14 protein-coding genes and 1 pseudogene are annotated in these 15,481 nt (G+C 69.8%); 14 read left to right on the forward strand and 1 reads right to left on the reverse strand.

Features of this window, described 5'->3' with window-relative positions; all coding sequences use genetic code 11:
• Positions 1-82 precede the first annotated feature (82 nt).
• Positions 83-988: a helix-turn-helix transcriptional regulator gene (locus tag HWX00_RS16430; protein WP_175028967.1), complete on the reverse strand. Its 906-nt coding sequence runs from the start codon at positions 986-988 to the stop codon at positions 83-85.
• A gap of 284 nt (positions 989-1,272) precedes the next feature.
• Between HWX00_RS16430 and HWX00_RS16435 the strand changes: the two genes are divergently transcribed.
• The 14 genes and pseudogenes from HWX00_RS16435 (at position 1,273) to HWX00_RS16500 (ending at position 15,328) form a co-directional block, all read left to right on the forward strand.
• Positions 1,273-2,100, forward strand: a complete 828-nt coding sequence (locus tag HWX00_RS16435; RefSeq protein WP_034189396.1) for a helix-turn-helix transcriptional regulator — start codon at positions 1,273-1,275, stop codon at positions 2,098-2,100.
• A gap of 255 nt (positions 2,101-2,355) precedes the next feature.
• On the forward strand, positions 2,356-4,563 hold the full coding sequence (gene sctV, locus HWX00_RS16440) for a type III secretion system export apparatus subunit SctV (protein ID WP_175028968.1): 2,208 nt from the start codon (positions 2,356-2,358) through the stop codon (positions 4,561-4,563).
• Positions 4,560-4,838, forward strand: coding sequence for a type III secretion system export apparatus subunit SctS (sctS, locus tag HWX00_RS16445; protein ID WP_006480854.1), 279 nt, complete (start codon positions 4,560-4,562; stop codon positions 4,836-4,838). The genes sctV and sctS overlap by 4 nt, the downstream gene beginning before the upstream one ends.
• Positions 4,838-6,874 carry a type III secretion system outer membrane ring subunit SctC gene (gene sctC / locus HWX00_RS16450; RefSeq protein WP_124607697.1) on the forward strand — a complete coding sequence of 679 codons (2,037 nt, stop codon included), beginning with the start codon at positions 4,838-4,840 and terminating at the stop codon, positions 6,872-6,874. Before sctS ends, sctC begins: the two co-directional genes overlap by 1 nt.
• Positions 6,855-8,190, forward strand: a pseudogene (gene sctD, locus HWX00_RS16455) (type III secretion system inner membrane ring subunit SctD). The gene sctC and the pseudogene sctD overlap by 20 nt, the downstream one beginning before the upstream one ends.
• A 141-nt stretch (positions 8,191-8,331) precedes the next feature.
• The gene (locus tag HWX00_RS16460) at positions 8,332-8,544 is read left to right on the forward strand and encodes a hypothetical protein (protein ID WP_034180511.1); all 213 of its coding nucleotides are present in this window, start codon (positions 8,332-8,334) and stop codon (positions 8,542-8,544) included.
• A gap of 148 nt (positions 8,545-8,692) precedes the next feature.
• Positions 8,693-9,172 (forward strand): hypothetical protein, encoded by a 480-nt coding sequence (locus HWX00_RS16465; RefSeq protein ID WP_034189520.1) that lies wholly within the window; start codon positions 8,693-8,695, stop codon positions 9,170-9,172.
• A 50-nt stretch (positions 9,173-9,222) separates the two neighbouring features.
• On the forward strand, positions 9,223-10,104 hold the full coding sequence (sctJ, locus tag HWX00_RS16470) for a type III secretion system inner membrane ring lipoprotein SctJ (RefSeq protein WP_034189400.1): 882 nt from the start codon (positions 9,223-9,225) through the stop codon (positions 10,102-10,104).
• Positions 10,101-10,850: a SctK family type III secretion system sorting platform protein gene (locus HWX00_RS16475; RefSeq protein ID WP_175868123.1), complete on the forward strand. Its 750-nt coding sequence runs from the start codon at positions 10,101-10,103 to the stop codon at positions 10,848-10,850. Before sctJ ends, HWX00_RS16475 begins: the two co-directional genes overlap by 4 nt.
• Positions 10,832-11,461, forward strand: a complete 630-nt coding sequence (sctL, locus tag HWX00_RS16480; protein WP_034189402.1) for a type III secretion system stator protein SctL — start codon at positions 10,832-10,834, stop codon at positions 11,459-11,461. Before HWX00_RS16475 ends, sctL begins: the two co-directional genes overlap by 19 nt.
• Positions 11,458-12,837, forward strand: coding sequence for a type III secretion system ATPase SctN (sctN, locus tag HWX00_RS16485; protein ID WP_175029177.1), 1,380 nt, complete (start codon positions 11,458-11,460; stop codon positions 12,835-12,837). The genes sctL and sctN overlap by 4 nt, the downstream gene beginning before the upstream one ends.
• Positions 12,830-13,477 carry a hypothetical protein gene (locus HWX00_RS16490; protein WP_175029176.1) on the forward strand — a complete coding sequence of 216 codons (648 nt, stop codon included), beginning with the start codon at positions 12,830-12,832 and terminating at the stop codon, positions 13,475-13,477. Before sctN ends, HWX00_RS16490 begins: the two co-directional genes overlap by 8 nt.
• A complete protein-coding gene (gene sctT / locus HWX00_RS16495) occupies positions 13,471-14,280 on the forward strand; it encodes a type III secretion system export apparatus subunit SctT (protein WP_034189405.1) in 810 nt (269 codons plus the stop codon). Before HWX00_RS16490 ends, sctT begins: the two co-directional genes overlap by 7 nt.
• 16 nt (positions 14,281-14,296) lie before the next feature.
• Positions 14,297-15,328 (forward strand): EscU/YscU/HrcU family type III secretion system export apparatus switch protein, encoded by a 1,032-nt coding sequence (locus HWX00_RS16500; RefSeq protein WP_175029175.1) that lies wholly within the window; start codon positions 14,297-14,299, stop codon positions 15,326-15,328.
• The last annotated feature ends 153 nt before the right edge of the window (positions 15,329-15,481 follow it).

Here is a 15,481-nt window from a genome sequence, read left to right on the forward strand (position 1 = left end):
CGCACCGCAACCCGCGCATGCCGGCCCTCGAGGCCGGCATGCGCGTTTACGCGTTCGAATTCGCCAAGCGGCGGCGCCGCGCTCAGATCAATTCGAGCTTCGACGTCAGGTACGTGAGCTGGATCCGGTTCGCGACGCCGAAGCGCTTGCGCAGCTTGCGCAGGTGATAGTCGACGTTGTGCGCGCTGGTGTCGAGGCGCCGGCCGATCTCCTTGTCGGATGCGCCTTCGGCAATGCCGAGCAGCAGTTCCTGCTCGAACGGCGTGAGCCCGTTCACCGCGCGCTCGCGCGACGTCGAGATCAGTTGCGGCGAGGCGAACTTGTGCACCGACAACCCGATCGACAATGCCTGCTCGATCGTCGCCGGCGTGATCCACTCGCGCGTGCGGCGCGGCGCGGTGAAGCTCATGAACGCGTGCAGCCGCGTGCCGGGCACGGCCATCGAATACATGATGCCGCTGCACATCCCGTCGTCCTGCATCGTCTGCAGGAAGCCGTCGAGCGTGGCGGGGCGCTCGCTCGGGCCGTCGTCGCGCTCGCGGTGCTCGCGGCGCAGCTGCTGCAGGTCCCACACGATCGGCATGTTGCAGACGCGCGCGCCGAGCGTGCGCGGATCGACGTCGTGATGGTTGTGCCGCACGTAGTCGCCGCGATAGGTGGGCGGCGTGAACGCTTCGTGCAGATAGAGGCTTTCGACGCGCTCGCGCGAGAATTCGAGCGCGAAGTACGCGAACGTCGAGAAGCCTGTCAGATGCAGCAGGCTCGTGACGATCCGGTTGCGCTCGGCCGTGCTCTGCGCGTGCGCGAGCGTATCGGCGACGCCGAGCTTCGGCGCGTGCGGCTGCGTGACGTCGCCGCCCTTCACGTCGTCGCACCAGACGACCTGCACGGTGCGCTCCCGGCGCGCATCCGCGCAGGCGCCCGACGCGCCCGACGCGCGCGGAAAGGTTGGGGCGACCGCTTCTTCATGCAATGCAATATCGGACATGAGCCATCCCTCGGAATCGACGCGCATCGCCTGGCGGCGGCCGTATCGTGAACGGCATTCGCGGCGGTGCGATCGAGCATCGTTTTGATATGCGCCGATCGTCATCCCTGACGAAACGCGGGGGCATTGTACAAAAATGCCTGTGTATGCGTAATATGCCGTAATACTAATTGCGGCGAAAGGTTCATGTTCGCGCGCGTATATTGACTACCAGAAAATCATAAAGAAAAGACCAGATCGTGACGGGGCGCAGTTTCATATATTGGGAAAGGGGCGGGCTCCTCATGACACATGCTGACGGCGCACCACGCGTCGAATGGTTCTCACATGCCGATATAGCGGCCGCGGCCGCTTATTCGAGCGAATATCAGGCAATCGAGCGCGACGTTTTTACCGGCATTCAAATCGGATCCGGTAAAACCGACCTCGCGCCAATCGATTTCGCGCAATGCCATGCGCGATTGCGGCAAATCGGTTTCAGTACGCTCGGTTACGGCGCCTACGAAATGATCGGGCGGCGCATTTTGTGTGCCCATCTGCTGCGCGATCTCGCGCCGGCAACGTTCATGCAGCCGTTCATCGAAGGGATGCTCTACGAGAGCGACCCGCGTTTCGCGCAGGTGCGGCAGAGCGGCTTTCCGGTCGCATGGCGGCTCGACGAGATCGAGGCGGCCGCGCAGGGCAGCGGCGACCGCAAGGTGCTGGCGCTCGCCGGCCATCTGCGTGCGCACGCGATGAACAGCGGCGTGATCTTCAGTCTGTCGGCGCCGCGTCTCGACCTGCGCGTCGCGGTGAACGTGACGTCGGAGACGCACGGCACCGAGTGGATCGACGATCGCGTGATCGGCGGCGCGCTGGCGGTGAGCCTCGCCGTGCATCGCGTCGCGCTGCCGTTCCTCGAGGCGCGTATCGCACGCATGCGCGGTTTCGCGCTCGGCGACGAGCAGCAGCAGGTGCTCGATCGCCTCGTGCATGGGCTGTCCGACCAGGAGATCGCGAGCGCGCTGCGCACGTCGCTGCACAAGGTCGGCCATCACATCCGGTCGCTCGAGAAACTCTTCAACGTGCAGAACCGCGCGCAGCTCGCGTACCTCGCCGCGCGGCGCCTGTAACCCCGAAACGGCGCACCGCCGGCGTGCGCGCCGGCGGCCCGGCACCCGATGGAAGCGGTTCCGGCGGCGCGTGCCCGAGCGTGCCGCCGGGTTTCGTAGTCCGATTCGATCGTCGCCGGAAAACGCGCTTTCGCGCTACGAGGCGCATCCCTTTTTCCATCGTTTCCCGTCGCTACACTCGTCCCATTCAACGGTCCGCGCGGCACGGGCAGGATTGCCCGTGCCGGCCGGCGATAACGACAGGACGACGGCACGATGGCTGAACCGAAGGCGCTCCCCCGCGACTGGCAGCGGTTGTTTTCCGCCGGCCGCGGCGTGTCCGGACCGCGTCTCGGGGGCGCATCGCCGCGCGCCGACCTGTTCATCGCGGTGTTCATCGTCGCGGTCGTCGCGCTGTTCATCCTGCCGCTGCCGCAGGCCGCGCTCGACGGGATGATCTCGCTGAACCTCGCCGCGAGCGTCGTACTGCTGACGGTATCGACCTACGTGCCGTCGGCGGTGAGCTTCTCGTCGTTTCCCGCCTTGCTGCTGTTCACGACACTGTTCCGGCTCGCGCTGAACATCGCGTCGTGCAAGCTGATCCTGCTGCACGCGAACGCGGGCCACGTGATCGACGCGTTCGGGAGGCTCGTGGTCGGCAACAACGTCGTGGTGGGCGGCGTGGTGTTCCTCGTGATCGCCGTCGTGCAGTTCATCGTGATCGCGAAAGGGTCGGAGCGGGTGGCGGAAGTCGGTGCACGCTTCTCGCTCGACGCGATGCCCGGCAAGCAGATGAGCATCGACGCGGACTTGCGCGCGGGCATCATCAGCGCCGACGAAGCGCGAGAGCGACGCGAGAAGCTGGAGCAGGAATCGCAGATGCACGGCGCGATGGACGGCGCGATGAAGTTCGTGAAGGGCGACGCGATCGCGGGCCTCGTGATCGCGTTCATCAACATCGTCGCGGGGATCGCGGTCGGCACGCTGATGCACGGGATGGATATCGGCCAGGCGCTGCAGCGTTACGCGATCCTGACGGTCGGCGACGGGATGGCGTCGCAGATTCCGTCGCTGCTTGTGTCGATCGCCGCCGGCATCGTCACGACCCGCGTCGCGACGCGCGATGCGCGGCAGCGCCAGCTCGGCGAACAGCTCGGCGAGCAGCTGGGGGCGCATCCGCGCGCGCTGCTGATCGCGGCGGTCGTGCTGGCCGGCTTCCTCGTCGTGCCCGGTTTTCCGAAATGGTCGTTCGCGCTGATCGCGATCGGCCTCGGCGTGTTCGCGTTCTCGCAGCTCAAGCGCAAGACGGCCGCGCCGAGTTTCAACCTGATCCAGATCGCGGGGCGCGTCGGCGCGGCCGACGACGGCCAGCCCGCGAAGGTGTCGCATGCGGCCGGCGTCACGTCGCTGATCGCGGTGTCGCTGTCCGACGACCTGCGCGCGAGCCTGAACCTCGCGCAGTTGCAGGCCGCGCTGTCGAGCGCGAAAGCGCGCGTCGATGCGGACATCGGCACGGTGTTCCCGCGCATCACGCTGAACGACGACGAAGGCGCGGCGGCCGGCACGTACCGGATCTATCTGCAGGACGTGCTCGCCGCGCACGGCGCGCTGAAGCCGGGCTGGCTGCTGTGGGACGGCGTCGCGCCGCTGCCCGAGCGCGCGGAGCGCCAGCCGGCCGAGGCATTCGGCCCGTTCGCGACGGCGCTGTGGATCAAGCCCGACGGCCCCGCGCCGGACGGCAAGTGGCTGTCGAGCGAAAGCGCGCTCGCCGCGCATGTCGAGCAGATCGTGCGCCAGCATGCGGACGAACTGCTCGGAATCCAGGAAACGCAGGCGCTCGTGCACCTCGTGCGCCGCGAGCATCCGGAACTCGTGGGCGAGCTGACGCGGCTCGTGCCGCTGCAGCGCGTGACCGAGGTGCTGCGCCGACTGCTGGCCGAGCAGGTGCCGATCCGCAATTTGCGCGTGATCTTCGAAAGCCTGATCACGTGGGCGCCGAACGAACCGGACGACGTGATCGCGCTGGTCGAGCTCGTGCGCGTCGACCTGCGCCGGATGATTACCGACCGCCACGCGGGCACGACGCGCCAGCTGCGGGTCGTGTTGTTCGAGCAGAACCTGCAGGAGCGGATCGAGAGCGCGGTGATGCGCACCAAGCAGGGCAATTTCCTCGCGCTGTCGAGCGCGGTCAAGCAGGACATCGGCGAGCAGGTGCGCGCGATCGTGCAGGCCGCGCAGGCGGGCGGCGCCGGCGGGCACGGCAATGCGCAGGGCGCCGTGCGGCTCGCGGTGATGGTCGCGCTCGGCGCGCGCCGCTACGTGAAGACGATCCTGCAGCCGGTCCTGCCCGACCTCGCGGTGCTGTCGTACCAGGAGGTCGAGGAAGACGTGCAGCTGCATACGGTCGGCTGGGTCAAGAACCCGCCGGACGACGGCACGGTCGGCGCGGGTGCCGGCGTGCGTGTGCCGGGAGCCGTGCAATGACGAGCTCGACGATCCTCGACCTGACGCGCCAGGCGCTGATGCTCGTGCTGCTGCTGTCGCTGCCGATCGTGCTGATCGCCACCGTCACGGGCCTCGTCGTCGCGATCCTGCAGGCCGTCACGCAGGTGCAGGACGCCAACATCGGCATCGCGGTGCGGCTGATCGCCGTGATGGTCGCGCTCGTGCTGTTGTCTGGCTGGCTCGGCGGCGAAGTGCTGCGCTTCGCGCAGCAGGCGCTGGAACGCATGTTCGTTTCTTCCACAGGAGTCCTTTGATGCGTCGACGCGTCGCCTCGATCCGGTTTCAACCGCGCAGCCTGCAACGGGCCGCGCTCGCCATGTGCGCGACCGCGTTGCTCACGGCGTCGCTGTGCATGGCGCCCGCGCAGCATGCGCGGGCCGCGGACCTGCGCTGGCGCAACAAGCCGTTCACGATCGTCGCGAACGGCAAGAAGATCGGCGACTTCATCCGCGAGCTCGCGTCGTCGCAGGGCGTGACGGCGGTGGTCGACCCGAAGGTCGACGGCGTGATCAGCGGCCGCTTCTCGGGCACGCCGCAACAGACGCTCGACACGATCTGCTCGACCTACGGGCTCACGTGGTACTACGACGGCTCGTTCCTGTACGTCGATCCGGCCGATCAGTCGCAGACGCAGATGATCCCGATCCCGCCGAACGCAGCCGGTGAAATCGGCCGCGCGCTGCAGGCGATGCAGATTCCCGACAAGCGCTACACGCTGGTGATCAACGACCGCGCGAACAGCGTGTACGTGGCCGGCCCGCGCCGCTACGTCGAGCTCGTGCGGCAGGCGGTCGGCTCGGTCGGCGATCCGTCGGCGAACGGCGCGCATGCGGACATCCGCGCGTTCCGGCTGAAGTACGGCTGGGCGTCGGATTTCACGATCAACCGCTCGGGCAAGGAGGTGACGGTGCCGGGCGTCGCGACGATCCTGAGCCGCCTGTTCGGCAAGGGCGGCGGCACGAACGCGCTGCCGTCGAGCACGCCGCTCGGACAGGCCGCGCGCCAGGTGAAGCTGGGCTCGGGGCTGACGATCGCCGTGCCGCGGCTCGACTTCCCCGATATCGCCGGCGGCCCGCGCGCGGGCGGTTACGCGGGCGACAGCAGTGCCGGCGGCGGGCTTGCACCGTTCGGGAACGCCGGCGGCGGCGACGCGCTGCCGCAGATCGTCGCCGATCCGGCGATCAACGCGGTGATCGTGCGCGACCTGCCGGAGAACATGTACCGCTACCAGTCGCTGATCAACCAGCTCGACGAGCGGCCGCGCATCGTCGAGATCAACGTGACGATCATCGACATCAACGAGGATTCGCTCGACAGCCTCGGGATCGACTGGCGCCTGCACACGACGCACGGCGACGTGCAGATCGGCAACGGCGCGAATCCGCTGAACGGCAACACGCAGTACAACGGCTCGGGCAATCCGCCGCTCACGTTCGGCGTCGGCACGTCGGAAACCGGGCAGACGGGCACCTTCCTGCCGACCGGCATCGCGTTGACGGCATCGATCGGCGGCTCGCTGCGCAACTACCTGCTCACGCGCGTGAACGCGCTCGCGCAGAAGGGGCAGGCGCAGTTGCGTTCGAAACCGAAGGTGCTGGCGCTCGACAACACCGAGGCGATCCTCGAGAACCTTACGCAGTTCTACGTGCAGGTGCAGGGCTACCAGGATTCGTCGCTGTACAGCGTGACGACCGGCACGAGCATCAAGGTGACGCCGATGATCGTCGACGAGGCGATCCGCAACGCGGCGGCCGTGTCCGGCAATCCGCAGAGCGTGATGATGTCGATCGACATCCAGGACGGCAACGTCGTGCAAGGGCAGGCCGTGTCGAACATTCCGGTGATCCAGCAGCGCAACATCGTCACCAAGTCGATGATCGACGAGGGCAAGAGCCTGCTGATCGCGGGTTTCAACGACGACGAGGTGAAGCTGAACAAGAGCGGCGTGCCCTGGCTGTCCGACATTCCGCTGATCGGCAACCTGTTCAAGTACACCGACAAGTCGGGCAACCACATGGAGCGGTTCTACCTGCTGACGCCGCGCGTGGTGACGACCGCGTCGATGTATGCGCCGGACGGCTCGCCCGTGAACCCGGGTGTCGACGCGCCGGCCGGCCAGGAAGGACTGTCGATGTACCGCCCGCCGGACAACGACGTCGCGGTGCCGCTGACGCCGAAGCCGCTGCCCGGCACGAAGTTCGGTCCGCCCGCGCTGCCGCCGCCGCAGGATGCGGCGGCGCAGCCCGCGACGACCGCAGGAGCCACTCCCCATGTCGACGAGCATCATTGATCCGCACGGCGACGGCGCATTGCCCGGCGGCGCGGGGGGGCGGCGCGGCCGCGCTCGCGTCGCCGTGGAACCTGTGTTTCCTGAGCGGGCCGATGTACGGCCGCACGATGTCGCTCGCGCGCGGCGCGAACTGGGTCGGCACCGCGGCCGATTGCGAAGTGATCCTGCCCGATCGCGAGATCGGCGCGAAGCAGGTGTGCCTGCAGGTCGGCGCGCTCGCGGTGACCGTGCAGAACCACGGCGGCGAGACCGGCGCGGCGGTGCTGTTCAACGACGAACCGCTCGGCGCGGGGCGCCGCTCGCTGACGCCGCACGACGTCGTGACGGTCGGCTCGATCCGGCTCGGCATCGCGCGGCATGCGCAGGCGAGCGTCGCGGTGCCGGACGAAGCCGATGCGCCGGACGCCGCGCGCGAGGCCGCGTGGCTCGGCTGGCTCACGGGCGGCCTGCGCCGCCTCGGCAGCCGCCGGCTCGTGATCGCGCTGGTCGCGTTGTGGATCGGCGTGCTGCTCGGCGCGCTCGGCTACGGCTTCGTCGCGTGGTCGGGGCGCCTGCCGTGGCAGCACGAATCGGTGCTCGCGCGCACGCACCGGCTGCAGCAGCTGCTGCATGCGTATCCGGAGCTGGCCGTCGCGCCGCGCGACGACGGCGTGATCGTGTCGGGCTACGTCAGCGATCCGGCCGCGCGCGAACGCGTCGCGCAGATCGTCGCGGAGGTCGACAACGCGGCGCTCGGCAACATCTACGTGGTCAGCGACCTGGTGGCGACCGCGCAGACCTATTTCAGCGATACGGCGCTGACGGTGACGTATCTCGGCCGCGGCCGGATCGAACTGACGGGCGCGGCCGCGCGCGCGCAGATCGAGCCGCGCATCCGCAACTACATGAAGGATGCGCGACCGGCGCTCGAAGTCGTCGATCACGTGCGCGATGCCGATCCGGCCGCGCCGCGCACGGCGACGACGCTGGGCGGCACGGCTGGCATTCCGGAGATCACGACCGTGTTCGCGGGCGACGGCGACCAGCGCTACATCGAGACGGCCGACGGCAGCCGCTATTTCGAAGGCGCGCGGCTGAAGGAGGGGGCGACGGTCGTGTCGATCGGCCCGGACGAAGTCGTGTTCGAACGCGGCGGCCAGCGCATCACGATGCCGCTCGGCGGCCCGTCGGCGCGTGCGCCCGAACAGGCGCCGGCGCCGCCCGTGGCACCGCTCGCGAGCGGCGCGGCCGCCGGGGTCGCGCAGCCGGTGCCGGGGCCGACGCTGTTGCCTGAGGCGGCGGCAACCGCGGCGGCATCGAAGGAGAAGGCGCACTAGCGCCGCGACAGGTCATGCGCATCGCGCGGCACGCGGTGCGCGCATTACGCGAGGCGTCGCAGCGGTGCGGCGGCTCACGTCGCCGGCGGGGCATGGGGCCGCCGCCGGAAGGTGGATGAACTTCACTTAAAGGAGCACAACATGGGTACGCAGGCAGCAGGTGGTGCAACCAACACGAACCAGGTCCAGCAGCAGGCCGACGACCTGACCAAGACGCAGCTCGAACTGACGAAGATCAACTTCCAGGTCCAGCAGTCGACGGCGACGTTCGAAACCAGCAACGCAGTGACCGCGCAAGAGGGGACGGCGAACGCCCAGGTTGCGCAGCACCTGAGCTCGGCCGGCCGCGCATGACGCCGGTCGCCGGCCGTGCCGCGCGTGGCCGCGCGCCGGGTCTGCCCGAGCAGGGCGTCCGGCGGCGGATGCGTGCGTGCCGGCCGGTTTGTTCCGGGCTGGCCCGACCGATCCGGTCCGGCGTCGGCCACTCGAGGAGGGCATGAACATGTCAGTGACAGGCGTAGGCGCGGCGCCGCCGGGCGCGGCCGCGCTCGCGAGCGCCGCGCAGCAGCAAACGGGTGCGGCGTCCGATCCGGCGCAGGTGCGCCAGTTCGATGCGCTGATGCAGCCGGGGGCATCGGCGGCGGCCCCGCCGTCCGCGTCGGGCGTCGCGATGTCGCGCGCGCCGGCGGATGCGGCGCCGGCCGTGCAGATGACGCCCGCGCAGGCGAACCAGTCGTCGCTCGTCGAGCGGTTGCGCACCTACGGCAACGATCTCGATTCGCGGTACGCGAACATCGACAAGCATCGCAGCGAGATGCTGACGTCGATGGCGGACAGCCGCAGCGACCCGCTGATGACGATGGTGAAGGCGATGGACTTCCAGTGGACGGCGACCACCACGATTTCGGAATACCAGTTGAGCCTGTCGGTCGCGCAGGCGGCGAACGGCTTCACGCACACGGTGCTGAAGACGCAGGAGTGATGGCGCGCGTGGGCCGGATCCGGTCTCGCGCGCCCTGAAGCGGACAAACGATGACGACGATCGATTCGACGCCGCGCGTGCATGCGTGGCGCAGCCGGGCGGCGCGCGCGCTGCTCGCGGGGCTGCTCGTGCTGTTGGCCGGGTGCCAGAAGGAGCTGTACTCGGGCCTGTCGGAGCGCGACGCGAACCAGATGGTCGCCGTGCTCGGCGACGCGGGCATCAGCGCGTCGAAGGACAACGACGCGCGCGACACGTCGGACCGCAACGCGTGGCTCGTGAGCGTCGCGGACGGCGACATGCAGTCGGCACTCACGGTGCTGCAGGCGAACGGGCTGCCGAAGCCGAGCTATGCGAGCCTCGGCGAGCTGTTCCAGAAGCAGGGCCTCGTGTCGACGCCCGCCGAGGAGCGCGTGCGCTACCTGTACGGCGTGTCGCAGGATCTGTCGCGCACGCTGCAGGACATCGAGGGCGTCGTGGTCGCGCGCGTGCAGGTCGTGATTCCCGAGAACGATCCGTTGGCGGACAAGATCAAGCCGTCGTCGGCGGCCGTCTACATCCGCTACCGGCCCGGCGTCGACCTGCGCGCGATGGCGCCGATGGTCAAGGATCTCGTCGCGCACAGCATCGAAGGGCTGCAGTACGACAACGTGTCGCTGTTCCTGCAGCCGGCCGCCGCGCGCGCGACACGCGTGGACGGGATCGGCAGCGCGGTGTCGGACGTCCTGCGGCTGCGTTCGCCGCTCGGCTGGCTCGTGTTCGCGCTGATCCTGTTGACTTGCGCGGTCATCGCGCTGTCGGCCGCGCGGCGCGGGATGTTCGGCGCGCGGCTCGCGGGCCTGCTCGGTGCGCCGCGCGGGGCGAACGGTGCCGGCGGCGCGTCGCAGCCGGGCGGCGGCCTGCGCGCGGCGGACGGTGCGCGCGACGGCGCATGAGCGATCCGCACGCGCCGCCGCCGGGCGACGGGCTCAACCCGGCCGACGCCGCGCCGCTGCCGTGGCTGCAGCCGCTCGCGGCACCGCCCGCGCCGCGCCGCGCGGCGTTTCATGCGCTCGTCTGCGACTTCAACCTGCGGCCCGACCGCTACCTGCACGTGACGCGCGTGCCGGCCGACTGGCCCGCGCGCTACCGCTCGCCGGACGCGTTCGGCGCGGCCGGCCGCAAGCTGCTCGCGCGGCACCTGCTCGCGGCGAACGACGTGGCCGGCCGGCACGACTTCGACGTCGCGAACCCGTGCGCGCGGCTCGCGCTGCTGCCGGGCGCGGCGCTCGAGCAACTGGCCGCGTATGCGGGGCTGCTGCTGCATCGCGCGTGGCTGCGCGACGCGCTGGCCGGGCGCCGCGTCCGCGCGGAAGTCGCGGCGCGGCTCGGCGGCGACGCGCTGGACCTCGTGCTCGAACGCGCGCCGGAATTCGGCGCGCTGGCGGAAACGCTCGAACCGTGGCGTGCCGATCCCGCCGCGTTGCCGGTCGTGATCCGCGCGCGCGGCGGCCGGCTGCTCGCGGATTTCATCGGCGCGGCCGGCGAGGCGGTCGCGCGGCGCGTGCGCCTGAAATTCAACCGCGCGATCGACGACGAGGCGCCTTACTGGCTGAATCGCGCTCAGCGCGACCAGTTCGGCGAACTGATGTTCCTGTTTCTGATTCCCGAGAGGCTTGCGTCATGGGACTGGCTTTTCTGATCACGAGCGACAATCTGCAGCTGCTGTCGGAGCGCAAGGTGCTCAAGGAGCGCGAGTACGCGGCGCTGCTCGATGCGTCCGCGGTGATCGCGACCGCGCATGAAGAGGCCGCGCGCATCGTCGCCGACGCGCAGCGCGAATTCGACAAGCGCCAGGCGGCCGGCTACGACGAAGGGATGCGCCGCGCGCAGCGCGAGCAGGCCGCGCAGGCCTACGCGCAGGCGCTTGCCGCCACGCGCACGATGGAGACGATGAAGGATGCGATGGCCGATATCGTCGTGAAAGCCGTGCGCGCGATCGTCGGCGAGATGAGCACGCAGAAGCTGTACGAGGCCGCGCTCGCGCGGATCGCGCCGCTCGTGCGCGACGAGGCGTTTCTGGTCGTGCATGTCGCGCCCGGCCGCCAGGACGAGATGCGCGACGCGCTCGACGGCGCGTTCGCCGGACAGTCGAACCGGCAGAAGATCCGCATCGTCGAGGACGCGCGGCTCGAGCGCCACGCGTGCACGGTCGAGACGCCGTCCGGGCGCATCGACGCGAGTCTCGACCTGCAGATCGACGCGCTGCGCCAGGCGATCCGCCGCGATGCGCTGAAGGGCGCCGCGCGATGAACGCGCCGCTCGACGATCCGCAACCGTTCGGCGGTGACGACGACGGCGCGCCGTTCGATCGCGGCCGCCTCGTCGGCGAACTCGACGCGGGGCTCGCGTTCTTCTCGCCGGTATCGGTGCAGGGTCGCGTCAATCACGCGGTCGGGCAGATCCTGAACGCGACGGGCATCCGCGCGCGGCTCGGCGAGATCTGCGAGTTGCGCACGCCGAACCAGCCGACGCTGCTCGCGGAGGTGGTCGGTTTTTCGCGGCAGACGACGTTGCTCACGCCGCTCGGCGACGTGGCCGGGCTGTCGCCGGAGACGACCGTCGTGCCGTCCGGGCGCGAGCATGTGTTTCCGGTGGGGGAAGGGCTGTTCGGCCGGGTGCTCGACGGGCTCGGCCGGCCGCTCGACGATCGCGGGCCCGTGACGGGCGCCGCGTGGGTGTCGACGCAGCAGGACCCGCCGAATCCGCTCGCGCGCAAGATGATCGACACGCCGTTTCCGACCGGCGTGCGCGTGATCGACGGCCTGATGACGCTCGGCGTCGGGCAGCGCGTGGGCATCTTCGCGCCGTCCGGCGTCGGCAAGAGCACGCTGCTCGGGATGATCGCGCGCGGTGCGCAGGCCGATGTGAACGTGATCGCGCTCGTCGGCGAACGCGGTCGCGAGGTGCGCGAATTCATCGAGCACAGCCTGTCGCCGGAGGTGCGCGCGCGGTCGATCGTCGTCGTATCGACCTCCGATCGCCCCGCGATGGAGCGCGTGAAATCCGCGCTGGTCGCGACCGCGATCGCCGAGCACTTCCGCGACGCGGGCAAGCGCGTGCTGCTGCTGGTCGATTCGCTGACGCGTTTTGCCCGCGCGCAGCGCGAGGTCGGCCTCGCGAGCGGCGAGCCGCCGACGCGGCGCAGCTTCCCGCCGTCGACGTTCGCGGTGCTGCCGCGCCTGCTCGAGCGTGCGGGGCAGGGTGCGCACGGGTCGATCACCGCACTCTATACGGTGCTCGTCGAAGGGGACGAGGAATCGGACCCGATCGCCGAGGAAGTGCGCTCGATCCTCGACGGCCATATCGTGCTCTCGCGCAAGATCGCGCTCGCGAACCGCTATCCGGCGATCGACGTGCTCGCGAGCCTGTCGCGCGTGATGCCGCTCGTCGCGAGCCGCGCGCACCAGCAGGCGGCCGCGCGCGTGCGCGAGCTGATCGCGAAGTACCAGGAGATCGAGCTGCTCGTGCAGATCGGCGAGTATCGCGAAGGCAGCGACCGGCTCGGCGATCTCGCGCTGCGCGCGCGCGACGCGATCGGCGCGTTCTGCGCGCAGGCGTCGAACGAGGACGTGCGTTTCGATGCGCAGCTCGCGAAGCTGATGAAGCTGGCGAACGATCATGTCTGAAACCGACGACCGCCTCGTGCTCGCGACGCTCGCGCGCCTGAAGCGCGTGCGCGAGATGCGCAGCCAGATCGCCCGCGTCGCGGCCGCGCGCCAGCAGGGCGTCGCCGCGCAGAGCCGTCGCGCGCTCGATGCCGCGCAAGCGCAGCTTGCGCAACAGGTTGCCGCGAAGGCCGCGATCCAGGTGCGGCTCGCCGACGATCTGCGCGAGGCGCGCGCGCTGCAGGAGGCCGCGGCCGATACACGCACGTTCGACCGCCACATCGGCACCGCGAACGCATCGGTGAACCAGGCCGCGCACCTGCATCGCGGCCACGAGGCGACGCTCGCCGACCTGCAGCGCGCCGCGCGCAAGGCGAAGGCCGCCGAGGACAAGCTCGAGAAGGCCGGCGAGAAGGCGCTGCAGGCGCGCGCCGCCCGGATCGAGCGCGACGCCGACGAAGTCGCGGACGGTTACGCGGTGCGGCGTTTCTCGACGGCCGGCGCATGGGTGGCCGGGGTGGCCGGGGCGGGCGATACGGCCGGTCATGCGTCCACGCCGCCTGAAGCGGCCGCCGCGTTCGATGCGGAGATGTCCGGCCCGGCTGGCGAGGCCGCGGCCGACGATGCCGCGCCACCCGCGGCCGCGGAGCGCCGATGCTAGATCAGGCCGCGGGTTTCAACGACGTCGCGGGCACGCTGCGGCCGCTGCTCTACGTGATGCCGCGCCTGTTGCCGGTCATGTTCGTCGTGCCGGTGTTCAACGAGCAGATCATCACGGGCCTCGTGCGCAACGGGATCGCCGTCGTGATCGCCGCATTCGTCGCGCCCGCGATCGATTCCGCGCAGGTGGCCGCGCTGCCGTTCCTGATGTGGTGCCTGCTCGTCGCGAAGGAGGCGGTGGTCGGCATGCTGCTCGCGGGTGCGTTCAGCGCGGTGCTGTTCGCGATCCAGGGCGTCGGTTACCTGATCGACTTCCAGACCGGCAGCGGCAGCGCCGCGTTCTTCGATCCGATGGGCGGGCACGAGGGCGGTCCGACGTCGGGATTCCTGAATTTCGTCGCGATCACGCTGTTCGTCACGGCGGGCGGCCTGCAGGTGCTGGTGCAGCTGTTCGCGCAGTCGTACGCGTGGTGGCCGATCGGTTCGCTCGGCCCCGATTTCTCGTCGATGCTGCAGACCTTCATCGTGCGACAGACCGACACGATCTTCGAATGGATGGTGAAGCTCGCGGCGCCGGTGACGATCGTGCTGGTCCTTGTCGAGCTCGGCATCGGCCTCGTCGGGCGCGCGGTGCCGCAGCTGAACATCTTCGTGTTCTCGCAGCCGCTGAAGAGCGCGCTGGCCCTGCTGATGATGATGCTGTTCCTGCCGGTGGTGTACGCGTCGCTGCATTCGCTGCTGAGCCCCGACAGCGGGCTGATGGCGCTGCTGCGCGCGCTGTTCGCCGCGCACGGCGGCGGCTGAGCGCGGCGGCACCGACATGGCCGAAAAGGACCAGAAGCCGACCGCGAAGCGCCTGCGCGAGGCGCGCGAGAAAGGCGACGTGCCGAAGAGCGCGGAGACGGTTTCGTCGGCGTTCTTCGTCGGCGTGTGCGTCGCGCTCGCGGTGGGCATCGGTTCGCTGTTCGCGCGGCTGCAGGCGCTGTTCCGGCTCGTGTTCGACGCGGTGGGCGCGGCGGACCCGGCCGCGCGGCTCGCGGTGCTGATCGACGGCGCCGCGCGCGACTGGGCGACGCTGTCCGCGCAGATCGTCGCGGCCGGGTTGCTGGCCGGGCTGCTCGCGGGCTTCGTGCGGGTGGGCGGCGTGATGGCGTGGAGCCGTCTCGTGCCGCAGCTGTCGCGGCTCAATCCGGCCGAGGGCATGAAGAACCTGTGGTCGCTGCGCAACCTCGTCAATCTCGCGAAGATGCTGCTGAAGACGGCGCTGCTGGTCGCGACGCTCGGCTGGCTGATCGTCGAGTCGCTCGACCCGGCGGTGCAGTCGGGTTTCACGCGGCCGGTCTCGATCCTCGCGCTGATCGTGAAGCTGCTGATGCTGCTGTTCGGCTGGGCCGCGCTGATCTACATCGTGATGGCGCTGATCGACATCGTGCACCAGCGGCACGAGTTCAACCAGAAGATGAAGATGTCGATCGACGAAGTGCGGCGCGAGCACAAGGAGGACGAAGGCGATCCGCACATCGAGGCGAAGCGCCGGCAGCTCGCGCGCGAAGCGCAGTTCGCGTCGCTGCCCGACCGTATCGGCTACGCGTCGGTGGTCGTGTATTCGCCGCGCGTCGCGGTGGCGCTCTATTACGGCGGGATCGGCACGCTGCCGTGGGTGCTCGCGCGCGGCGAGGGCGACGCGGCCGAGCGGATCGTGCGGCTCGCCCGCGACGCGTTGCGCCCGACGCTCGCGAACGTCGGGCTCGCCCAGGCGCTGTACGAGACGACGCCCGAGAACGGCACGATTCAGCCGCAGCATTTCCGCGAGGTCGCGCAGTTGCTGAAATGGGCGACCGGCGGGGGGTGACGCGGCGTGGCGCGGTGGCGGTGAGCGTTTGTGCATGCCGCCCTTATTTCCTGCGCGCGTCGCGCATCGGCCGTCCATTCCCGTTCGATATGGCCCCTTGGCGGGGCGATCCGCCCCCGGGGCTTGACGCGGGTTTTTTTCCGGATTTCGTCT

It is taken from the genome of Burkholderia seminalis DSM 23518 (assembly GCF_902832885.1).
Lineage (GTDB): Bacteria > Pseudomonadota > Gammaproteobacteria > Burkholderiales > Burkholderiaceae > Burkholderia > Burkholderia seminalis.